This window comes from Azospirillum palustre (assembly GCF_002573965.1).
GTDB lineage: Bacteria > Pseudomonadota > Alphaproteobacteria > Azospirillales > Azospirillaceae > Azospirillum > Azospirillum palustre.
The window spans coordinates 2,205,681-2,226,196 of the sequence record NZ_PDKW01000043.1; the positions used below are offsets into that span (position 1 = coordinate 2,205,681).

Annotated in this window: 16 protein-coding genes; 6 read left to right on the forward strand and 10 right to left on the reverse strand. The window is 69.7% G+C overall.

The annotated features are described in order from the left end of the window. Nucleotides 1-16: 16 nt before the first annotated feature. Both CRT60_RS32720 and CRT60_RS32725 read right to left on the reverse strand, forming a co-directional pair. Complete coding sequence (locus tag CRT60_RS32720; protein ID WP_098740544.1) at nt 17-1,345, reverse strand: DUF2336 domain-containing protein; 1,329 nt, start codon at nt 1,343-1,345, stop codon at nt 17-19. Then, nucleotides 1,342-3,069, reverse strand: a complete 1,728-nt coding sequence (locus CRT60_RS32725; protein ID WP_098740545.1) for a sensor domain-containing diguanylate cyclase — start codon at nt 3,067-3,069, stop codon at nt 1,342-1,344. The genes CRT60_RS32720 and CRT60_RS32725 overlap by 4 nt, the downstream gene beginning before the upstream one ends. Nucleotides 3,070-3,304: 235 nt before the next feature. Here CRT60_RS32725 and CRT60_RS32730 point away from each other — a divergent pair, with 235 nt between their 5' ends. From CRT60_RS32730 to CRT60_RS32745, 4 genes are all read left to right on the forward strand, one after another. Then, entirely contained in the window at nt 3,305-4,060 is a 756-nt protein-coding gene (locus CRT60_RS32730; RefSeq protein WP_098741152.1) for a pyrimidine 5'-nucleotidase, read from the forward strand. A gap of 137 nt (nt 4,061-4,197) precedes the next feature. Continuing rightward, nucleotides 4,198-5,040, forward strand: a complete 843-nt coding sequence (dapD, locus tag CRT60_RS32735) for a 2,3,4,5-tetrahydropyridine-2,6-dicarboxylate N-succinyltransferase (protein WP_098740546.1) — start codon at nt 4,198-4,200, stop codon at nt 5,038-5,040. A 121-nt stretch (nt 5,041-5,161) separates the two neighbouring features. Continuing rightward, nucleotides 5,162-6,310, forward strand: a complete 1,149-nt coding sequence (gene dapE / locus CRT60_RS32740; RefSeq protein ID WP_098740547.1) for a succinyl-diaminopimelate desuccinylase — start codon at nt 5,162-5,164, stop codon at nt 6,308-6,310. A 22-nt stretch (nt 6,311-6,332) separates the two neighbouring features. Then, complete coding sequence (locus CRT60_RS32745; protein WP_098740548.1) at nt 6,333-6,902, forward strand: hypothetical protein; 570 nt, start codon at nt 6,333-6,335, stop codon at nt 6,900-6,902. 52 nt (nt 6,903-6,954) lie between these two features. Here the strand turns inward: CRT60_RS32745 and cobT are convergent, their stop codons facing one another. Next, nucleotides 6,955-7,980: a nicotinate-nucleotide--dimethylbenzimidazole phosphoribosyltransferase gene (gene cobT / locus CRT60_RS32750; protein WP_098740549.1), complete on the reverse strand. Its 1,026-nt coding sequence runs from the start codon at nt 7,978-7,980 to the stop codon at nt 6,955-6,957. 82 nt (nt 7,981-8,062) lie between these two features. Continuing rightward, nucleotides 8,063-9,109: a transglycosylase SLT domain-containing protein gene (locus tag CRT60_RS32755; protein WP_098740550.1), complete on the reverse strand. Its 1,047-nt coding sequence runs from the start codon at nt 9,107-9,109 to the stop codon at nt 8,063-8,065. Between the two features lie 228 nt (nt 9,110-9,337). Between CRT60_RS32755 and CRT60_RS32760 the strand changes: the two genes are divergently transcribed. Both CRT60_RS32760 and CRT60_RS32765 read left to right on the forward strand, forming a co-directional pair. Continuing rightward, on the forward strand, nt 9,338-11,134 hold the full coding sequence (locus tag CRT60_RS32760; protein WP_098740551.1) for an acyl-CoA dehydrogenase: 1,797 nt from the start codon (nt 9,338-9,340) through the stop codon (nt 11,132-11,134). Between the two features lie 516 nt (nt 11,135-11,650). Continuing rightward, entirely contained in the window at nt 11,651-12,097 is a 447-nt protein-coding gene (locus CRT60_RS32765) for a GFA family protein (RefSeq protein ID WP_098740552.1), read from the forward strand. A gap of 9 nt (nt 12,098-12,106) precedes the next feature. Here CRT60_RS32765 and CRT60_RS32770 read toward each other — a convergent pair whose 3' ends face one another. From CRT60_RS32770 to glcF, 6 genes are all read right to left on the reverse strand, one after another. Next, complete coding sequence (locus CRT60_RS32770) at nt 12,107-13,423, reverse strand: hydroxyacid-oxoacid transhydrogenase (RefSeq protein ID WP_098740553.1); 1,317 nt, start codon at nt 13,421-13,423, stop codon at nt 12,107-12,109. A gap of 83 nt (nt 13,424-13,506) precedes the next feature. Continuing rightward, nucleotides 13,507-16,344: a DUF2339 domain-containing protein gene (locus tag CRT60_RS32775; RefSeq protein ID WP_098740554.1), complete on the reverse strand. Its 2,838-nt coding sequence runs from the start codon at nt 16,342-16,344 to the stop codon at nt 13,507-13,509. Nucleotides 16,345-16,477: 133 nt separating this feature from the next. Continuing rightward, the gene (locus CRT60_RS32780) at nt 16,478-17,227 is read right to left on the reverse strand and encodes a DUF72 domain-containing protein (protein WP_098740555.1); all 750 of its coding nucleotides are present in this window, start codon (nt 17,225-17,227) and stop codon (nt 16,478-16,480) included. Then, nucleotides 17,227-18,189, reverse strand: coding sequence for a cation diffusion facilitator family transporter (locus CRT60_RS32785; RefSeq protein ID WP_098740556.1), 963 nt, complete (start codon nt 18,187-18,189; stop codon nt 17,227-17,229). Before CRT60_RS32785 ends, CRT60_RS32780 begins: the two co-directional genes overlap by 1 nt. A 100-nt stretch (nt 18,190-18,289) precedes the next feature. Next, on the reverse strand, nt 18,290-18,997 hold the full coding sequence (pcsA, locus tag CRT60_RS32790; RefSeq protein WP_098740557.1) for a phosphatidylcholine synthase: 708 nt from the start codon (nt 18,995-18,997) through the stop codon (nt 18,290-18,292). 189 nt (nt 18,998-19,186) lie between these two features. Further along, nucleotides 19,187-20,512 carry a glycolate oxidase subunit GlcF gene (gene glcF, locus CRT60_RS32795; protein ID WP_098740558.1) on the reverse strand — a complete coding sequence of 442 codons (1,326 nt, stop codon included), beginning with the start codon at nt 20,510-20,512 and terminating at the stop codon, nt 19,187-19,189. Nucleotides 20,513-20,516 lie beyond the last annotated feature (4 nt).

The window sequence follows — 20,516 nt, forward strand, 5'->3', positions numbered from 1 at the left end:
AACAGGAAAGAAAACGTCACGCCTTCTCCTCGACACCGAAAAATTCGAGCTGCCAGCGCATCTCTTCATCGGTCATCGGATAGTGCGTGCCGTCCCGAGCATTAAGCGCTGTTTTTGGCGGAATCTGGGCGAGCCGCAACTGCACCTGCCGGGCGAAGCGCATGGTCAGCCCGGCGCGCCACACCAGGGCGGTGACGGCGCGCGGCGCATGGGTGGCGACGATGCGGTCCACCACCGGCAGCGGGATCTGCGAAAGCTCCGCGAGCGCGGCCATGACGAAGCCGCGGTCGCCCTCCACCATCGAGCCCTCGATCAGCTTCTCGGTCAGCTTGCCTTCCTTGTTCAGGCGTGCCGCCTTGTCGGTGGGGCGCTCGACCGGCTTCTCCGGTCCGGCGGCGCCGCCGACCGCCTCCTCGCCGAAATCGACAGGGCCGAGCGGCAGGCCGGGTGCCGCGCCGGCCGCCGCCTGCCCCACCCGCTGGCGCACCGCCTCCACCAGCCCGCGCGTCGCCTCGGGATCGAGGTCGTCGCGATCCTGCAACACCTTCAGCAGCTTGTCGGCGACGAAGCTGGCCAGCCGCGCCACCGCGCGGGCCGGCAGCCGCGGGCGACGGACCAGCGGCGAATGCCAGGGCTCGTGCTGCGGCGCCTGATCGAGGATGCGGTCGAGCGTCTCTTCGCGGATCTGGGCCGATGGGTTGCCGAGCAGCGCCGTCACCGCCGCCTCGTCGTCCGAGCGCGCGATGGCGTCGGCGACGGAGGCGCTGACATTCTGCCGGCTGGCGATGGCGGTCATCGCGCCGCGCACCGGCCCCTTCATGATGATGTCGGTCAGATCCTCCTCGGTGAGGATCGGCGAATGCTGCAACACGGGCGCGCAGACCGACAGCTCGACGTCGCGGGCCAGCCGGTTGATCACGCCGTGCGGGGCGTTGGGCAGGTCCTTCAGCGCTTCGGCCAGGATGCCGCGCACCTCCGTCGCCTGATCGCGGGCCAGCGTTTCCAGGCATTCCACCGTCAGCCGCTCGATCTGCATCGCCTGGTCGGCCGACAGTTCCGGCAGCAGGCGGGCGATCTTGCGCGCCACCGCCTGCCGCACCATGACCTCGCGGTCCTTGGCCAGCAGCAGGTCGGCCTGCCGCGGGGTGCCGGCATTGGTGGCGATGGCGCGCCGCACCTCGGCCGCGGCATCGGCGGCGAGGAAATACAGCAGCTCCGGCCGGGTCTTGGGATGCTCGGCGACCTTCCGGCGAACCGCCGGATCCTCGCTCTGGACCATCCGCTTGGCGGATTCGTAGTCGGCGGGGTCGAGGGCCTCGGAACGCGGATTGGCAGGCGGGGTCACGGGATGGGCTCCGCGGCGGAAACATCGGAGGAGGGTATCTGAGCGGCCGCCCGATAGGCGGGGGCCAGGGCGAAATGGCCCTTGCCGCTCTTCTTGGCGTCGTACATGGCGGCATCGGACCGGTCGGTCAACTCCCGCACCGATTCGCCGCGGCCGGGGGTGTGGACGGCGATGCCGATCGACAGGCCCAGCGGCTTTTCGGGACTGGCCGACAGGTGGGCCAGATCGCGCATGCCGTTCAGCAGCCGTTCGGCGACGATGCGGGCCTTCGCCTCGTCGGTGCGGCCCAGCCACAGCACGAACTCGTCACCGCCCAGCCGGCCCGGCAGGTCGCCCGGCCGCACCCCGGTGCTCAGCAGCGTGCCGATGGCCTTCAGCACGGCATCGCCCTGCTGGTGTCCATGCAGGTCGTTGACCGCCTTGAAATTGTCGAGGTCGACATAGAGCAGGGCCGAGGGCCCGCTGTCCGGCCGGGAGATCGACTCCTCCAGCCGTTCGAAGAAGGTGCGGCGGTTGAACAGCCCGGTCAGCCCGTCGCGCTCCGACAGGCGGCGTAGCCGCTCCTGGTAGGCGAGGTGGGCGTGCGCGATGCCGATATGGTCGGCCACGCCCGACATCAGATGGCGGTCGTCTTCGTCCCACGGCTCGGAATCGCCGGTGCGCCAGACCAGCAGCGCGCCGTTCGCCGCCTGCCGGTACTCTGTCCGCTCGCCGATCAGCTGCACGTCGCCCAGCCGGTCGGTCACCAGCCCTTCGCTGTTGGCGATGCGGTCGAGCAGGGCGGTGCCGACCTCCGGCAATTTGGCGCCGAACTCCGCCACCAGCGACAGGACGACACGGCCGCCGGCCGCCCCCTCCTCCGCCCGATAGATGCGGCAGCCGTCGGCGCTGAGCGCCCGCGCCGTTTCGGTCGCGGCAACGGCCAGCGCCTCCGCGGCGTCGAGCCGGTCGCGCAGGGTGTGGACGATGTGGCCGAGCAGCCGTTCGCGGTTCCGGATGCGCGCCAGCTCGTTGGAGCGGAGTACCTGCTCGGTCACGTCGCGGCAGACGCCGCGGGCGCCGATCCAGTCGCCCTGCACCCCGAACAGCGGCAGGGCGGAGGCGACGACGCAGGCCGGCGTGCCGTCGGCGCTCTTCAGCCACAGCTCGGTCTGGTCGACCGCCCGGCGGCAGTCGAACGGCGTCGGCAGGTCTTCCGCCTCCTCCAGCGCCAGGCTGCGCGGGTCGCGGCCGATCAGCGCGTCGGCCGGATAGCCCAGCGCGCCCTTGTGGCTGACGAAGACGAAGGTGCCGTCCGGCCCGGTCTCCCAGGCGAAGTCGGAGGAGACCTCCACCAGATCCTTGTAGCGCCGCCGCGATTCGGTCAGCGTGTGGCGCAGCTGGCGCTCCAGGGTGTCGTCGCGGCCCAGCAGCAGGAACCCGCCGTCGGGCAGCGGCACGCCGGCCCATTCGACGATCATGATCCCGCGCAGCGATTCCACCGGCACCGACCGCAGCCCCGGCGCCACGCTGGACGCCGACAGCCAGTTGCGCAGCTCCGGCAGCCAGCGCGGATCGCTGTCCATCATGTCTTCCGCCTCGGCATTCGCTTCGGCGACGGCCAGCGCCGAATCCAGCCGCAGGGCCGGGCCGGGATACAGCGCGACCAGCGTCACGGGGCCGGTCTGGCCACCGGTGGAGGCGGAAGCGGTGGCAAAAGTACCGGTGGTCAGAAGAAGGTCCACGGCAATCCCAGAGGGCAATCCACGAGGCTTGCGGGCCACGAGGCAGGCGGAGCGGAAACCTTTGGCTGTAAACCATTACAAGGTCTGGTCCATGCTACCTCTTTAGGGGTTAATCTTCAATCAACCAACGACGCGGGGAACTCCCCATAGCGGTGGCTTGGCCAAAGGGCGGCTGCGCGCCTGCGACCATGTGAAGCGCCTTGCGGCCGGCCGGCGGCGGCCCCATTCTTGGGGGATGACCGTCCCGACCTCCCCCCAGGACAAGGCCGCCGCACCGGCGCCCAGTTCCAAGACCGGCTCCACGTCCGGCCCCGCGACCGATCCTCTCGCCACCCTGCGCGACCGCGCCGTGTGGATCTTCGACCTCGACAACACGCTCTATCCGGCGTCCTGCAACCTGTTCGCCCAGGTCGACCGCCGGATCAACGAGTTCATCGCCGACCATTTCAACATCGGCATGGACGAGGCGCGGGTGCGGCAGAAGCAGTTCTTCCGCGACTACGGCACCACGCTGCGCGGCCTGATGATGGAGCATGACGTCGATCCGGTCGCCTACATGGATTATGTCCACGACATCGACGTGACCGGGGTGCAGCCCTCCGCCCTGCTGGACGACGCGCTGGCGCGGCTGCCCGGCCGCAAGATCATCTACACCAACGGCTCGGTCCGCCATGCCGAGAACGTCGCCGGCCGGCTCGGCATCCTCGACCGGTTCGACGCCGTGTTCGACATCGCCGCCGGCGGCTTCGTGCCGAAGCCCGATCCCCGCCCCTATGCCACGCTGGTGGAGCGCCACGGCGTCGATCCGGCCGACGCCTGCATGGTGGAGGACATCGCCCGCAACCTCGCTCCCGCCCACGCGCTGGGGATGACCACCGTCTGGGTGCGCGGCGAGCAGGAGTACGAAAAGGCCGGCGTCGGCGCCGGGGTCCACATCGACCATACGGTGGACGACCTGCCCTCCTGGCTGGCGGCGGTGGCGGGGGTTTGAGGGAGGAGTTCGGGAGCTTTGTCGCAAACCGGCCGATGCCGGCCGCGGGTATGGTTGACAGCGGTATGGTTGACAGCGGCCGCGATGCGGCTCCATGGTGCCGTCCCTTGGACAATCGACAGCAGAACGACCGCGCCATGAGCCACGCCAGCCTGCAAGCCATCATCGACGACGCCTGGGAAAACCGCGCCGATCTCACCACCGCCACCACCGGTTCGGTCCGCGACGCCGTGAATTCGGCGCTCGACGCGCTGGACGCCGGTGACCTGCGCGTCGCGGAGAAGACCGCGGACGGCTGGAAGGTCAACCAGTGGCTGAAGAAGGCGGTTCTTCTGTCCTTCCGCCTGAACGCCAACGAGATGATCCCCGGCGGCCCCGGCGGCTCCTCCTGGTACGACAAGGTGCCGCCGAAGTTCGAGGGCTGGAGCGAAGGCCAGTTCCAGAACGCCGGCTTCCGCGCCCTGCCCGGCGCCATCGCCCGCAAGTCGTCCTATGTCGCCCCCGGCGTCATCCTGATGCCGAGCTTCGTCAATGTCGGCGCCTATGTCGACAGCGGCACCATGGTTGACACCTGGGTCACCGTCGGCTCCTGCGCCCAGATCGGCAAGAACGTCCACCTGTCGGGCGGCGTCGGCATCGGCGGCGTGCTGGAGCCGTTGCAGGCCGATCCGGTCATCATCGAGGACAACTGCTTCATCGGCGCCCGCTCGGAGATCGTCGAGGGCGTGATCGTCGAGGAAGGTGCGGTCATCTCCATGGGCTGCTACATCGGCGCCTCGACCAAGATCATCGACCGCCACACCGGCGAGATCTTCATGGGCCGTGTCCCGGCCTATTCGGTCGTCGTCCCCGGCTCGCTGCCCGGCAAGCCGCTGCCCGACGGCACCCCGGGCCCGAGCCTGTACTGCTGCGTCATCATCAAGCGCGTCGACGAGAAGACCCGCTCCAAGACCGCGATCAACGACCTGCTGCGGGATTGATGCACCAATAAGCCCTCTCCCGGGGCTCTCAGCAGATCTTTGATCCGCCTGACGCCGTCAGCACAAACGAAGTTTGTGCGAGAGGCGGGAGAGGGAGCACGACTTGCGAACCGGACCTTCCATGACCATCGACCCCGTCGCCCTCGCCCAGGATCTGATCCGCTGCCCCAGCGTCACGCCGCGCGACGACGGTGCGCTCGGCGTGCTGGAGGCGGCGCTGGCGCCGATGGGCTTCGCCTGCCACCGCCTGCGCTTCCAGCAGGAGGGGACCGAGCCGGTCGAGAACCTCTATGCCCGGCTCGGCACCGAGGGGCCGAACTTCTGTTTCGCCGGCCACACCGACGTGGTGCCGCCGGGCGAGCGGGGCTGGACGGTCGATCCCTTCGCCGGCGCGGTGATGGGCGGGCGCCTGTTCGGCCGCGGTGCGGTGGACATGAAGGGCGCCATCGCCGCCTTCGTCGCCGCGGTGTCGCGCCGGCTGGAGGACGGCCCGCCCGCCGGCTCGATCAGCCTGCTGATCACCGGCGACGAGGAAGGGGTGGCGATCAACGGCACCCGCAAGGTGCTGGACTGGCTGGCCGGGCGCGGCGAGCGCATCGACGCCTGCGTGGTCGGCGAGCCGACCAATCCCAAGGCGCTGGGCGACATGATCAAGATCGGCCGGCGCGGCAGCCTGACCGGCTTCCTGACCGTGTTCGGCGCGCAGGGCCACGTCGCCTATCCGCATCTGGCCGACAACCCGCTGCCGCGGCTGGTCCGCATGCTGGCCGCCATCACCGAACACCCGATGGACGACGGCACGGCGCATTTCCAGCCCTCCACCCTGGCGCTGACCACCATCGACGTCGACAACACGGCGACCAACGTCATTCCCGCCCAGGGCAAGGCGACCTTCAACATCCGCTTCAACGACGCCCACACCCCGACCGGCATCGAGGCGTGGCTGCGCCGCAGCTTCGATGCCGTCGGCGGCGCCTATGAGCTGGAGGTCTACTGCTCCGGCGACAGCTTCGTCACCCCGCCCGGCCCGCTGACCGAGCTGGTGGCCGAGGCGGTGGAGGGGGTGACCGGGCGCCGTCCGGAATACTCGACCACCGGCGGCACGTCGGATGCGCGCTTCATCAAGAACGTCTGCCCGGTGGTGGAGTTCGGGCTGGTCGGCCAGACCATGCACAAGGTGGACGAATATTGTTCGGTGGAGGATCTGCGCCAGCTGACCGCCATCTACGAGTCGATCCTGAAGGGCGTGTTCACGCGCCTTGCCGGGTGAGAGGTCTGACCGGGACACCACGATGCCGCTGACCACCCCCGCCATCCTGTCCGCCTTGACCGGCGCCTGGCGGCTGGCCCGCTTCGACCGGACGGGGATGGAGTTCTTCGACCGCACGCCGGACGGCGCGGTGAATTCCTTCTACGCCGCCCTGGTGGTGTTGCCGGCCTATGCGCTGCTGCTGGCGATCCGCCTGTGGGACCAACTTGACGGCACCCCGGTCCTGCAACTGGTGACGGTGGAAGGCATCGCCTACGTCGTCAGCTGGACCGCCTTCCCGCTCGCCCTGTTCCGCATCGCGTCTCTGCTGGGCAAGGAGCAGCTCTATCCCGGCGCCTTGACCGCCTACAACTGGTCGGCGGTGGTGCAGATGGGGATCTATCTGCCGGCCATCCTGCTGTCCGCCAGCGGCCTGCTGCCGTCCGGCGTGTCCGAAGCGCTGGTCTTCGGCGTGATGATGGCGATGCTGACCTACCAGTGGTTCGTCCTGCGCACCGCCCTGTCGCTGTCGGGTCTGGCCGCCGCGGCATTGGTGATGCTGGACCTGTTCCTGTCGGCGGCGATCAGCGACCTGGCGGACGGGATGCTCTGAAAGTGGACTGCCGTGAGGGCCAGGAAAGCCCTCACGACACCCCGCCTCATCGTTACCCCTGCGTGCTGACGCCCGCGTCGGCGAAGGTCGCCATGCCGGCGTGGCAGGCGACGGCCGACTTCACGATGTTGATCGCCAGCGCCGCACCGGACCCCTCGCCGAGACGCATGCCGAGATCGAGCAGCGGCTCCTTGCCGATCAGCTGCATCAGGCGGGTGTGCCCCGGCTCGACCGAGCGATGCGCGACCATGCAATGGTCGAGCGCCCGGCGGTCGGCCTTGTAGAGCACCGCGGCGGCGGCGGTGCAGGCGAAGCCGTCGAGCAGGACCGGAACGCGGGCGACGCGGGCGGCCAGGATGGCGCCGGCGATGGCGGCGAACTCGTAGCCGCCCAGGCAGCGCAGCGCCTCGAACGGGTCGTCCTTGGCCTGCGGGTTGGCGGCGACGCCGGCCTCGACCGCGGCGATCTTGCGGGCGAGGCCCTCGTCGTCGATGCCGGTGCCGCGGCCGGTCCAGTCGGCCGCCTCGCCGCCGAACAGCGCGAGGCAAAGCGCTGCCGCCGAGGTCGAGTTGGCGATGCCCATCTCGCCCAGCGCCAGCAGCTGGACGCCCATCTCGACCGCCATCATGCCGTAGGCCATGGTGCGGCAGCAGTCCTCCTCCCCCATGGCCGGGCCCTGGGTGAAGTCGGCGGTCGGGTTCTCCAGATCCAGCTCGTAGACGCGCAGGTCGGCGTCGGCGACCTCGCAGAGCTGGTTGACCGCCGCACCGCCGTTCTGGAAGTTGGCGACCATCTGCACCGTCACCTCGGCCGGATAGGCCGAGACGCCGCGGGCGGCCACGCCATGGTTGCCGGCGAAGACGGCGACGCGCGGACGGCGCAGGTCGGCGGGATGTTCGCCCTGCCAGGTCGCCATCCACTGCGCGATCTCCTCCAGCCGGCCGAGCGAGCCCGCCGGCTTGGTCAGCTGCCGTTCGCGCTGGAGGGCCGCGGTGCCGGCCTCCAGGTCGGGGCCGGGCAGGTTGCGCACGAGCGCGCGGATTTCCTCGAAGGTGACGGCGGGCTGCTGGTTGCTCATGATCGGTCCTGAGGGGTGAGCGCCAAAAACGGCGCGACCTTGCACCCATCCGGCCATCAAGTCAAAGCGCCAGCGTAGGGCATTATGCCGCCTTGGAGACCGCGTCGGTTCCGGCAGCGCCCGCCGTGGCGGACGCCACCGGCGTCGCCGACTCAGAGCCGACGATGCGGCCCAGACCCAGGCCGAAGCCCACGGCGACGCCGGTGCCCGACGACTGGTCGGTGCGCACCGGCTCGTCGCGCATGCGGCGATGCTCCTTGTCGCGCAGGCGGGCCGGGCGGCCGCTGACGCTGTCGACCTCGTCCGGCGTCTCCAGCGCGTTCAGCGCCAGCACCTGATAGATCGACAGCGGCGTGCCGTTCAGCGCCTTGGCCGGAGCCGTCGGCACCTGGGTGGTGAAGCCGTCCGGCATGTCCTGCTTGCGCACCGCGTCGTTCGCCACCTGGGCCGGGGCGAAATTCGCCATCGGGTTCTCGGAGAACTTGGAGGCGAAGCGGTCGTAGATCTCCTTCAGCGACTTCGCCTTGCCGGTGGCCTTGTCGTAGAAGACGTTCTTGTTGGCGGCGGCGGCGTCGGGGAAGACGTCGCGGGCAGTCCGGCCGGGGTTCTCCTGCATCGCGTTCAGGAACTTCGAGGCACCGCCGGCCCCCAGGAAATGCGCCATGTACAGCTCGGTCGAGCCGATCTTGCCGTCGACCGTCTCCTCCAGATACTCCTTGTTGTCGCGGGTGTATTCCGCGGCCATCAGGGCCGACGCGGTCGGGTCCTTGCGCAGCTCCAGGATTTCCTTCTTCATCTCCGGATCGGAGACGTAGGGCCGGCCGTCGCCGCGGGTCTGGATGGCATTGGCGTATTTGCCATAGCCATGGTCGGCGCCATGCTCCTTCATCGTCTGCAGCCAGGTGCTGTCGATGAACTGGTAGAGCCCCGTCGCCGACGAGGAGGAGGACTTTACGTCCGTACGGTACCCGCTCTCCACGGCAGCTTTTTCCATGAGGTAGGAAAAATCGACCCCCGTCTTCGCGCTGGCATTGCGCACCGCGGCCTCCACGGTGGCCGGCCCGCGCGAGGCGGCGGCGGCCTGGGCAGCGGCGTTGCTGGGATTGCCGAGGGCGGAAGCGTAGGTCATGGGTCGATCCCCGTGTGAAGGCCCCGATGGGAGGCAGCCTCTCCCATGCAGACGCCGTGCCAGTCGGGAGAAGGCTTGATGCCGGGCGGTCGCGGGCCTAGCCTCGATAATCGGGATGGACGCGGCATCCCGCCCTCTCGCCAAGCGCCATCCGATGCTGTATGTTAACCTATAGGTAAACCAAACAATCCTTCCCCTACGAATCCGCCCTGGGAGACTCGCCCCGCCATGACCTACACCGCTCCGGTCGACGATCTGCGCTTCGTCCTGAACGAGGTGGTCGGCCTCGACGCCATCGCCGCCCTGCCCCATTGCGACAGCGCCGCCCCCGATCTGGTCGACGCCATCCTGGAGGAGGCCGGAAAATTCGCTTCCGGCGTGCTCGCCCCGCTGAACCGGGTGGGTGACAAGGAAGGCGCGAAGCTGGAGAACGGCGTCGTCCGCACCGCGACCGGCTGGAAGGAGGCCTACGGCCAGTTCACCGAAGCCGGCTGGAACAGCCTGCCCTTCGAGCCGGACTATGGCGGGCAGGGCCTGCCCTGGACCGTCGCCTTCGCGGTGAACGAGATGTGGCAGGCCGCCAACCTGTCCTTCGGCCTGTGCCCGCTGCTGACCCAGGGTGCCGTCGACCTGCTGACCGAGCATGCCAGCGCCGAGCAGAAGGCGGTCTATCTGTCGAAGATGATCTCCGGCGAATGGACCGGGACGATGAACCTGACCGAGCCGCAGGCGGGCAGCGACCTCGCCGCGGTGCGGACCAGGGCGGTGCGGGCCGGCGACGGCAGCTATCGCATCACCGGGCAGAAGATCTTCATCACCTATGGCGAGCATGACCTGACGGAGAACATCGTCCATCTGGTGCTGGCCCGCCTGCCCGACGCCCCGGCCGGCATCAAGGGCATCAGCCTGTTCATCGTGCCGAAGTTCCTGCCCAACACCGACGGCACGCCCGGCCAGCGCAACGACCTGCGCTGCGCCAGCCTGGAGCACAAGCTGGGCATCATGGCCAGCCCGACCGCCGTCATGGCCTATGGCGACGACGATGGCGCCATCGGTTACCTCGTTGGCGAGGAGAACCGCGGCATCGAATACATGTTCACGATGATGAACAACGCCCGGCTCGGCGTCGGCATCCAGGGCGTGGCGATCGCCGAGCGCGCCTACCAGCAGGCCCGCGACTACGCCAAGAGCCGCGTGCAGAGCAAGGATCTGGCCGATCCGAAGGGCTCCGGCGTCGCCATCATCAAGCATCCGGACGTGCGCCGCATGCTGCTGGACATGCGCGCCAAGACGGAAGCCGCCCGCGCCCTGGCGCTCTATGCCGGCACGCAGCTCGACATCTCCCGCCACCACGCGGATCCGGCGGTGCGGGCTGCCGCCACGGCACGGGTCGATGTGCTGACCCCCATCGTCAAGGCGTGGTCGACCGACATCGGCTGCGAGGTCGCCTCCACCGGCGTGCAGATCCATGGCGGCATGGGCTTCATCGAGGAGACCGGCGCCGCCCAGCATTATCGCGACGCCCGCATCACCCCGATCTACGAGGGCACCAACGGCATCCACGGCAACGACCTGACCTTCCGCAAGACCGGCCGCGACAAGGGTGCGGCGGCGAGGGCCTTCGTCGCCGACATGCGGGCGACGGTGGAGGGGCTGGGTGCCGCCCCCGGCGACGATCTGGCGGTGATCCGGACCGAGCTGTCGGCCGGGCTCGATGCGCTGGACCGCGCCATCGACTGGATGGTCGCGACCCAGGCGGAGGGCGACCTGCAAGGCGCCGCCGCCGGCGCGGTGGCCTATCTGAAGCTGTGGGGTACTGTCGCCGGCGGCTGGATGCTCGCCCGCTCGGCGATGAAGGCGATGGCGGGCCTGCGCCAGCCCGGCGCCAACGCCTCCTTCCTGGAAACCAAGCTGATCGTCGCGCGCTTCTACGCCGAGCAGGTTCTGGCGACCGCCCCCGCCCTGCTGCCGACCATCGCCAGCGCCCGCAACACGGTGATGGCGCTGAGCGAGGAACAGTTCTGAGGTCCGCGCCCCGGTTTCGCGGGGGTGGATGGAACGTTTGAAACGCCGTGAAACGGTTTTCCGGCCCCTGTTCAACTGTTCAACGCCGCCAGCGCCATGGCGGCGTTGAACAGTGAATGGGGTGGGAAGCCGGTTGACGGGGGACATGGGGACTCCGCGGAAAGACAGGACGTTAATCCTATATCCGGCAGATGCCTCAGACAATGTTCCGCCGAAAATCCGGCCGGACGGCATTCGCCCTCAAGATGGCATCTTGCCAAAGCCAGCGCGGCTTTCCCTCTCCGGGGCGGGATATGGCGTTTGTCAGCGCGCCCAAGCCCCTCTCCCAGTGGGAGAGGGGCTTTCCCTGCGTCGCTCCCCCCTATACTTCCGTCGGCTCCCCGACAGCCCCGCTTTTTCGGGGAGCTTTGTTATCGCCTATCGAATGAGCATGGTCCTAATGGCCAACTGAACATCCTTGCTATCGGTGATAGCGTCCCATTGTTCGCGTCACCAACAAAGATGAAGTTGAAAGCCATGACAAGCACGGAGACTCAGACCAGGACTCATACGGGCAGCTGCTTCTGCGGTGCGGTGGAGGTGGAGGTCACCGGATCGCCGGAGGCCATGGGCTATTGCCATTGCCGGTCCTGCCGCTCCTGGTCCGGCGGCCCGGTCAATGCCTTCACCCTGTGGAAGCCCGACGCCGTGCGCGTGACCGCGGGCGCCGAACATCTCGCGACCTTCCAGAAGACCCCGCTCAGCCAGCGGCAATATTGCGCGAAGTGCGGCGGGCATCTGATGACCAGTCACCCGCCGCTCGGCCTCGTGGACGTTTTCTCCGCGACCCTACCGACCCTGCCCTTCGCCCCCGCCGTCCACGTCAACTATGCCGAGACCGTGCTGCCGATGCGGGACGGCCTGCCGAAGCTGAAGGACTTCCCGGCGGAGTTCGGCGGGTCCGGCGAAACGATGGCAGAGTAGCGGCTCCGCTCACCAGTAGCGCATCGCGTCCGCATACAGCCCGCGCAGGTCGTCCTCCGACACCGGGCGCGGGGCGATGGTCAGCAGGCGCTGCTGGGCGGCGGCGCCCCTGACCAGACCCGGAATGTCGGCCTCGCCATAGCCGAGCGCCGACAGCCCGTTCGGCAGGCCGGTCGCCCGCATCATCGAGATCAGCCGGGTCGCCAGCAACTCGCCGCCATCCTCCGGCGACGCGCCGCGCACATCCGCCCCCAGCGCCTCGGCGGCGCGCAGATGGGCCTCGGGTGCTGCCGGGCCGGTGAAGCGGAAGGCGGCGGGGGCGTTCAGCACCACCGAGATGCCGTGCGGCACCATCGGGTCCACCGTCTCATAGCCGGTGGCGGTGAAGCTGTGGTTCATCCCGGCCACCGAATAGGACATGGCATGCGGGATGTGCACGCCGGCATTGCCGAAGGCCAGACCGGCCAGCGTCGCCGCGAACATCAGGGCGTCGCGGGCTTCCGCACAGTCGGGATCGTTGACCGCCCGTTCCAGCCACTGCCCGCCCAGCCGGATCGCCTGGAGGCTGCCGATGTCCGACCACGGGTTGGCGCCCTGGTAGGGCGGACGCGCCGTCGGCTGGTCGGGCCGCGGGCGGGAACGGAAGGGGCGTGCGGTGTGGCTCTCGATGGCGTGGGTCAGCACATCGAAGCCGGTGGCGGCGATGGCGCCGGGCGGCAGGCTGTCGATGGTGCGCGGATCGACCACGGCAAGGCTCGGCCGCAGGTAACGCGACGAGATGCCGGTCTTCACCTGCTTTTCCACATGGTCGAAGATGGCGACGCCGGTGGTCTCGCTGCCGGTGCCGCAGGTGGTCGGGCAGGCGATGTGCGGCTTGACCGGGCCGGGAACCGGGATGCCCTCGCCCAGCGGCTTGTTGACGTAGGCGAGGAAGTCGGCCGGATATGTGGCGTAGAGGTTCGCCGCCTTGGCGGTGTCGATCACCGACCCGCCGCCGATGGAGACATAGCCGTCGAAGCCGCCGTCCCGCGCGAAGTCGGCGGCATCGAGGAAGGACGCGCTGGTCGGCTCCACCCGGCAGCGGTCGAACACCACCGGATCGACGCCTGCCCGCTTCAGCCCATCGAGCGCCATGGCGAAGGGCGCCGTCGCCGCCACACGCGGGTCGGTGAACAGCGCCACCCGCGTCATGCCCAGCGACAGCGCGTCGCCGCCCAGTTCCGCCAGCATGCCGGGGCCGAACTTCATCCGCGCCGCCTCGACGGTGAAGCCCTCCTCGCCGTCGGGCAGGATGGGATAGGCGTTGCCGTGCGTGTCGCTTGCCATGAGCGCTGCTCCTCCGGTGGCGGGGGCCGGATTTCCGCTCCGGCCCATCCTTCACCGTATGGGAGCGTCCCCCGCCCGGCCTGTCAATGCGTCCGTTGGTCCAACAGACTGTCCGTGGGCAGATCATCTGCCGTCGGCGGCCCCAATGGCGCCGACGGCTCCGGCGGCGTGCCTGCCGGCGGCGGCCGCAGCAGCCGCTGGTAGAGCCAGCCGGTGCCGACCAGACTGAGGCCGAGGCCGAGGAAGGAGGCGACGCGGTACATCCCCTCCAGGTCCGACATGTCGCTGAGGAACACCTTGGCGACCACCGCCAGCACCAGCACAAGCCCGGCATGGCGCATCCAGCCCCAGCCGAAACGGATGCCCACCACCAGCATCGCCACCGCGAACAGCAGGAAGCCGGCCGAATAGCTGTACCATTCGGCGTCCGACACCTCGTAGCCGGACAGGACCGGCCCCTGGAAGGAGCGGCGGATCTCCAGCGCCAGGTTGGTGGCGATCAGCAGCAGCGGCAGCACCGGGGCGGCACTGCGCAAGGGCGCCGACGGCGGCGGGTCGTACCACAGATAGACCAGCCCCAGCAGGGCCGGCGCGCCGTAGGCCAGCAGCAGCCGGTTGACCACCGGCAAGGTCCCCACCCACTCGTCGTTCCACAGCGGGTTCAACACCACCAGATGCAGGACCAGGGCGGTCGCGGCGGCCAGCAGCACCAGCAGGCGCCGGCCCCACACCGCGACGGGCCGCGCGCTCCACCGCCGGTCGGCCGCCAGCAGCAGGGCAAGGCCGAGCCAGGACAGGGTGTGCAGCGCCACCTCCGCCAGACTGGACGGCGCCTCCTGCAGGCTGCCGGCCATCCAGCGATGAATGCCCAGCGACAGCATCAGCGTGGTGAAGATCAGGCCGCCGGCCTCCAGCACCATCACCACCAGATCGTCGCCCTTCCCGCCGGGAGCGGTCCGCATCCAGCGCGCTGCCACGAGGAAGCCCAGCGCCGGCAGGCCATAGCCGTAGGCGATCCAGCCATAGCCCTCGTAATCCAGCACCGAGGGGTTGATCGCCAGCCGGACCAGCACCGCGACAGCCACCAGCAGGGCGACGCCGCGCAGTTCGCGCAGGCTCAGCTGCCGCTCCAGCCATGCCAGCACCGGCACCTGCATCGCCAGCGCCACCGTCAGCCACGCCTCCTGCAGGACCATGGTGGCGCCGAGCGCGATGGCGCCGGTTGCCCCGGCGGCGAAGGCGGCCAGCCCCAGCGAGGCGCCGGGCCGGTGGCGGTGACGCCCCAGCGGCGTGGTGGCGCCGACCAGCAGTGCCGCCAGCCCCAGCGCCGCCGCTGGCCAGCCGATGGCGGTCTCCGGCGGTTCCACCAGCGCATAGGCCAGCGTCAGCAGGGCGAGTGGCACCAGCGCCGAGATCGAGGCCCACAGCGCCGCCCGCCGCGCGTCCCACAGGGCGATGAAGCCGCCGATCCCGAACAGGGCGGCGAATCCGCCCGCCACCCACAGGAAATGCGCGACCGCCGCCGGATAGCCGGCCGGATCGACGACGATCAGCGGCTGGCCATCGGCATTCAGCGGCGGCGGGCTGGCCGGGACATAAGGCAGGCTCCAGGGCGCCAGCGACAGCAGCACGCCCAGCGCCGCGATCCAGGCGACGCCGGCGATCCGCTCCGTCCGCCGCCCGCCGACCATCGCCAGCAGGGCGAACAGCCCGAGGACGATCAGCGACACCGAGCCGTGCGAGTCGATCCAGGTGACGGCGGCGACCAGCACACCGAACACCACCGTCGCCGTCATCGCCAGCCGGTCGGCGGGGTGGCGCTGCTTGCGCCGGGCCCAGTCGGGCAGAGCCGTGCGCCAGCCGGTGGCGGCAACCGGCTCCGGCAGCGTCCGGTCCAGCACGCCGCGCACCGCCGGCACCAGGAACAGCGCCGTGGTCAGCAGCAGATAGAGGCCGGTCGGCAGCGCGTCGCCGCTGCGCCAGGGGTCGATCATCCACAACAGCGGCCACAGCGCGGCACCGGCCAGCGCGCCCCAGCCGAGCCAGCGCCAGCCGCGATACAGCACCACCCCCATCCCGGCGCCGTTCAGCGCCAGCAGATAGGCGAACAGGCTCCAGGCGTCCGGATTGCCGGTGGACACCAGAAGGGGCGAGACATAGCCGGCCAGCAGTCCAAGCGCAGCAATGAGCGGCCCTTGCAGCAACGACAGGCCGATGGCGGCCAGCGACAGGCCGGCCAGCAGCGTGAAGGCGACCAACGGGGCGAACAGGCCGAACAGGGCGAAGCCGCCATAGACGCTGATGAAGGCGGTGAACAGGCCGGCGGCGGTCAGGGCCGGCGGCACGTAATCCGGCTGCAAGGCGGCGACGGCGCGCTGCATCGGCCGGCGGCGCAGCCACTCGCCCCCCACCATCAGCCCCAGCCCGGCGATCAGCCCCAGCGCGACGCGGACCGACGGCCCGAGCCAGCCGTGATCGACCGACAGCTTGATGAAGAAGGCCGCCGCCAGAGCCATGGTGCCGCCACCGAGCCAGATCAGCCAGCGCGAGGCCAGCGAGTCCTCCAGCTCGCGCCACCCCGTCCGATGCGGCGGGGCCGCGGGTCGCGGAGCGGGGCTTGGGGGCGCCGCCGGCTCTTCCGTTTCCGGGGCCGTTTCCGGGGCCGTTTGCGAGGCGAAGACCGGTTCGCCGATCTCTCCGGCTTCGGGGAGCGTCTCGATCTCCGGTTCCAGCGTTTCGGCGGAAGTCCCGACGGGCGCTTCGGCAGGTCCGGCCTGCACGGCGGCGGCGGGCAAGGCCCCGGCCAGCGCCTTGTCCAGCCGGCCGCGCAGAAGGGCGATCTCCGCCGCCTGCACCTTCAGCCGCCGGTCGAGCCGGTGGGTGATGAAGCCGAAAATCAGCAGTAGGACGACGAACTCCATGACCGCACCGCCTGCACGCCGTTGCCCCGACTATGGGGACGTTTCAACGCAGGATAGCTTTGCAACAATGCACTGTCTCGGTCGTGCTGGAGGCTCCCCCAATGGAGATAGCCGCCGACGGGCGGCCGCCGTTTCAGGACTGGAGCGCTTGCAGCCGCGCCATCGTCGCCAGCGCGTCGTCGACGGCATGGAAGTCGGCGGTGTTGTCGAAGACGCACCAGACCGGCCGCAGCGCCGCCTCCGCCGCCAGCCTTTCGGCCAGCGCATCGAGCACCGCCGGTTCGTAGGCCGAGCGGTACATAACCGGCGATCCGTGCAGCCGCCAGTAGCGCAGGCCATCCCAGCCTCCCGGCTCGCCCGCTCCCGCCGCCGGGGCGGGGTCGGCGGCGACGCGGGCGACGCGGTGGGCGGCCAGCAGCGCCTCGGCCGCTTGCGTGAACCAGCTGGCGTGGCGCGGCTCGCACACCACATCGCCGTCGAATCGGGCGCGCAGCAGCGTGAAGAACTCCTCCGCCACCGCCCGGTCGAAGCGCAGGCTGGGCGGCAGCTGCACCAGCAGCGGACCGAAACGGTCACCCAGCATGCCCGCCTCGGCCAGGAAGCGGTCGAGCGCCGCCTCCACGCCGGCCAGCCGGGCCTCGTGGCTGATCGCCTTGGGCAGCTTCACCGCGAAGCGGAACCCGAGCGGGGTCGAGGCCGCCCAGCGCGCCCAGGTCTCCGGCTTGTGCGGGCGGTAGAAGCTGCTGTTCACCTCGGTCATCGGCATGACGCGGGCGGTGCGCTCCAGATGGGTGCCCTCCATGGGAAAGGCGGGGGCCGAGAGCTTCGGGATGCTCCAGCCCGCGGTGCCGATCCGGACCGGGTGCCCCGCGGATTGCGCCATCACTCGGCCGGGAGTCCCTGGGGCGGGGCGGCTCCGTCGGCGTCACGACCGCGGCGGACGCGCAGCGACTCGGCCTCGACGAAGATGCGGCGGATGATCGGGTACTGGCTGCGGATGCGGCTTTCCAGCGAACAGACGGCGTCTTCGACCTCGCGGGCGTTGAGGCTATCCTGGAACTCCACCGACAGGTTCAGCAGCACGTCGTCGGGGCCCATATGCATGGTCAGTACGTCGAGCGGCCGCTTCACCCGCGCCTCCTCGCCGACGATGCGGCGGATGCCCTCGACGACGCGGCGGTCGGCCGACTCGCCGATCAGCAGCCCCTTCGACTCGTAGGCCAGCAGCGCCGCGACGACCGCCAGCACCACGCCGATGGCGATGGAGGCATAGGCGTCGAAGATCGGGTTGCCGGTCACCTCGCCCAGCGTCAGGCCGATGCCGGCCAGCAGCAGGCCGATCAGCGCCGCGGTGTCCTCCAGCAGCACGACGAAGACCGACGGGTTCTTCGAGCGGTGGACGGCGGACAGGATGCCGACGCCGCTCTGGCCGCGGCGGAACTCGCGCAGCGCGACGACCCAGGAAAAGCCTTCGAACAGCACGGCGAAGCCCAGCACGGCGAAATTCACCCAGGGGCTTTTCACCGGCTCCGGATGGGACAGCGCGTGCCAGCCGTCATAGATGGACAGGCCGGCGCCGATGCCGAACAGCAGGACCGCGACGACGAAGGACCAGAAATAGACCTCGCGCCCATGGCCGAAGGGATGCTGGGGCGTCGGCGGGCGGCGGGCGCGGCGGATGCCGTAGAGCAGCAGAAGCTGGTTGCCGCTGTCGACGACGGAATGGATCGCCTCGCTGAACATGGCGGCGCTGCCGGTCATCGCGGCGGCGACGAACTTGGTCAGCGCGATCATCAGGTTGCCGCCGAGCGCAGCGAGCACGACCTTGGTGGAGCCTTCGGCCAAAACGGGACCCCTTCGCTGGAGCGGACGGACTTGCGCATGAGCAACGTCCATCCGCCGCGGCGGTTCCCCCAAGGAGTTCCCTATGCCCTCCGCTCAGCGATCAGGGACCGCGCAGCGTCCGCCAGGCGCAGACCGCGGCGTAATAGACCGAGGTCGCCAGCCACAGGCCGAACAGCCAGCCCGGCCGCGCCGGCTCCAGCACCACCAGCGCGATGCAGCAGAGCAGCCAGACCGTGGTCACCGCGATGTTCAGCGCCATCAGCGCCTTGACGCGGAAAGGATGCAGGAACTTGACCGTGGTGAAGGTCAGCAGCCCCAGCGCCACCACCACAGCGGCGTTGAACCAGGGATTGAGGTCGAGCAGCCAAAGATAGAGGGCCACGACGTTCCAGATCGCCGGAAAACCGACGAAATAATTGTCGCCGCTCTTCATCCCGACATTGGCGAAGCAGTAGAGGGCCGTCAGCAGGACCCAGGCGGCCAGCGCGATGCTGACCAGCCCTTCCGGCAGCAGGCCGAATCGGTGCATGAACACCGCAGGCACCACGACATAGGTCAGGTAGTCGATCACCAGATCCAGCGCCGAGCCGTCGATGCCCGGCAGCACCTGCTTGACCGAGACGCGCCGGGCCAGCGTGCCGTCGACCCCGTCGACGACCAGGGCGATGCCCAGCCACATCAGGCACAGCTTGGCATCGCCTGCCGCCGCCGCCAGCAGGCCGAGCAGCCCCAGCACGGCACCGCTGGCCGTGAAGATGTGAACGCCCCAGGCCGACAGGCGGTGGGTGATTCCGTAGGCGGCGCTCATGCCGATGTTTTCCGTGGGTGGCGAGGACAAGGCAATGACCTGAACGGGGCGGGGCTGGAACGATAAGCGGTGAGGCGGGCGGATTTTCTGACACAGATGGACGCAGATAAACACAGAATTGTGGGGGTCCGAAACCCCCCGGTTCCGCCCAGGCTGACCTGCGGGCCCCTCTTCTCCCGGCCCCGAGGCTCAGGCCGCGTGCACCCCGCCCTGCCGGAAGGCCGGGCGTCCGGCCAGCGCCTCCGGCATCGGGCCGCCCGTCGCCCAGTCCAGCAGTTCCACCGTATGGACCACCGGCAGTCCCGTCCCGCCGGCAATCTGGGTGATGCAGCCGAGATTGCCCGCCGCCACCGCCTGGGCCTGGGTGCTTTCGATGGCCGCGACCTTGCGGTCCCGCAGTTCCCCCGCCAATTCCGGCTGCAACATGTTGTAGGTGCCGGCCGACCCGCAGCAGAGATGCGCGTCGGGAATCTCCTTCACCAGGAATCCCGCGGCGCGCAGCAGGGCGCGCGGCGGCTCCTTGATGCGCTGGCCGTGCTGCATGGAACAGGCGGAGTGGTAGGCGATGGCCTGCCCCGTCTCCACCACCGGCCGGGCCAGCCCGATCTCGTCCATCAGCTCGGTGACGTCCTTGGCGAGACCGGCCACCCGCGCCGCCTTGGCGGCATAGGCGGCATCCTCGCGGAACATGTGGCCGTAATCCTTCACGCTGGTGCCGCAGCCCGACGCATTGATGACGATGGCGTCGAGCCCGCCCCCCTCCATCTCTGTCGTCCAGGCGTCGATGGTCTTCTTCGCGGCGGCGTGGGCGAGAGCCTCCTTGCCCATGTGGTGCGTCAAGGCGCCGCAGCAGTCGGCCCCCTTCGACACCACCACCTCGACCCCGTGGCGGGTCAGCAGGCGGATGGTCGCCTCGTTGATCTGCGGCGCCAGCACCTGCTGGGCGCAGCCGATCAGCAGGGCGACCCGCTTCCTGCGCGGTCCCTCCGCCCGATGCACGCCGGGCCGGTCGCTGTAGCTCGGCGCCGGGACGCTGGACGGGGTCAGCGCCAGCATGGCGGACAGCCGCCTGGGCAGCAGGACGCGGAAGGGTCGGCCGATGGATGCCCCGAGCAGGGCCATGCGGAACAGCCGCGGGTTGGGAAGCACCCGCGCGATCAGGTCGCGCACCGCCCGGTCGGCCGGCGGACGGCTGTGGGTGGCCTCGATATGGGCGCGGGCGTGATCGACCAGATGCATGTAATGGACGCCAGACGGGCAGGTCGTCATGCAGGACAGGCAGGACAGGCAGCGGTCGATGTGCTTGACCGTGGTTTCGGGCGGCGGGCCGCCCTTCTCCAGCATGTCCTTGATCTGGTAGATGCGGCCGCGCGGGCTGTCCAGCTCGTCACCCAGGATGGTGTAGGTCGGGCAGGTCGCGGTGCAGAAGCCGCAATGCACGCATTTGCGCAGGATCTGCTCCGAGTCGCGGATCGCGGCGTCGGCCAGCTGGGCCAGCGAGAAGTTGGTTTGCATCGAG

Excerpts from the sequence above, each read along its gene's own strand:
- CRT60_RS32760 (WP_098740551.1), top strand. The coding sequence starts at position 9,338 with ATGACCTACACCGCTCCGGTCGACGATCTGCGCTTCGTCCTGAACGAG.
- dapD (WP_098740546.1), top strand. The coding sequence starts at position 4,198 with ATGAGCCACGCCAGCCTGCAAGCCATCATCGACGACGCCTGGGAAAAC.
- dapE (WP_098740547.1), top strand. The coding sequence starts at position 5,162 with ATGACCATCGACCCCGTCGCCCTCGCCCAGGATCTGATCCGCTGCCCC.
- pcsA (WP_098740557.1), bottom strand. The coding sequence starts at position 18,997 with ATGAGCGCCGCCTACGGAATCACCCACCGCCTGTCGGCCTGGGGCGTT.
- CRT60_RS32730 (WP_098741152.1), top strand. The coding sequence starts at position 3,305 with ATGACCGTCCCGACCTCCCCCCAGGACAAGGCCGCCGCACCGGCGCCC.
- CRT60_RS32775 (WP_098740554.1), bottom strand. The coding sequence starts at position 16,344 with ATGGAGTTCGTCGTCCTACTGCTGATTTTCGGCTTCATCACCCACCGG.
- CRT60_RS32770 (WP_098740553.1), bottom strand. The coding sequence starts at position 13,423 with ATGGCAAGCGACACGCACGGCAACGCCTATCCCATCCTGCCCGACGGC.
- glcF (WP_098740558.1), bottom strand. The coding sequence starts at position 20,512 with ATGCAAACCAACTTCTCGCTGGCCCAGCTGGCCGACGCCGCGATCCGC.
- CRT60_RS32745 (WP_098740548.1), top strand. The coding sequence starts at position 6,333 with ATGCCGCTGACCACCCCCGCCATCCTGTCCGCCTTGACCGGCGCCTGG.
- cobT (WP_098740549.1), bottom strand. The coding sequence starts at position 7,980 with ATGAGCAACCAGCAGCCCGCCGTCACCTTCGAGGAAATCCGCGCGCTC.
- CRT60_RS32780 (WP_098740555.1), bottom strand. The coding sequence starts at position 17,227 with ATGGCGCAATCCGCGGGGCACCCGGTCCGGATCGGCACCGCGGGCTGG.
- CRT60_RS32755 (WP_098740550.1), bottom strand. The coding sequence starts at position 9,109 with ATGACCTACGCTTCCGCCCTCGGCAATCCCAGCAACGCCGCTGCCCAG.
- CRT60_RS32765 (WP_098740552.1), top strand. The coding sequence starts at position 11,651 with ATGACAAGCACGGAGACTCAGACCAGGACTCATACGGGCAGCTGCTTC.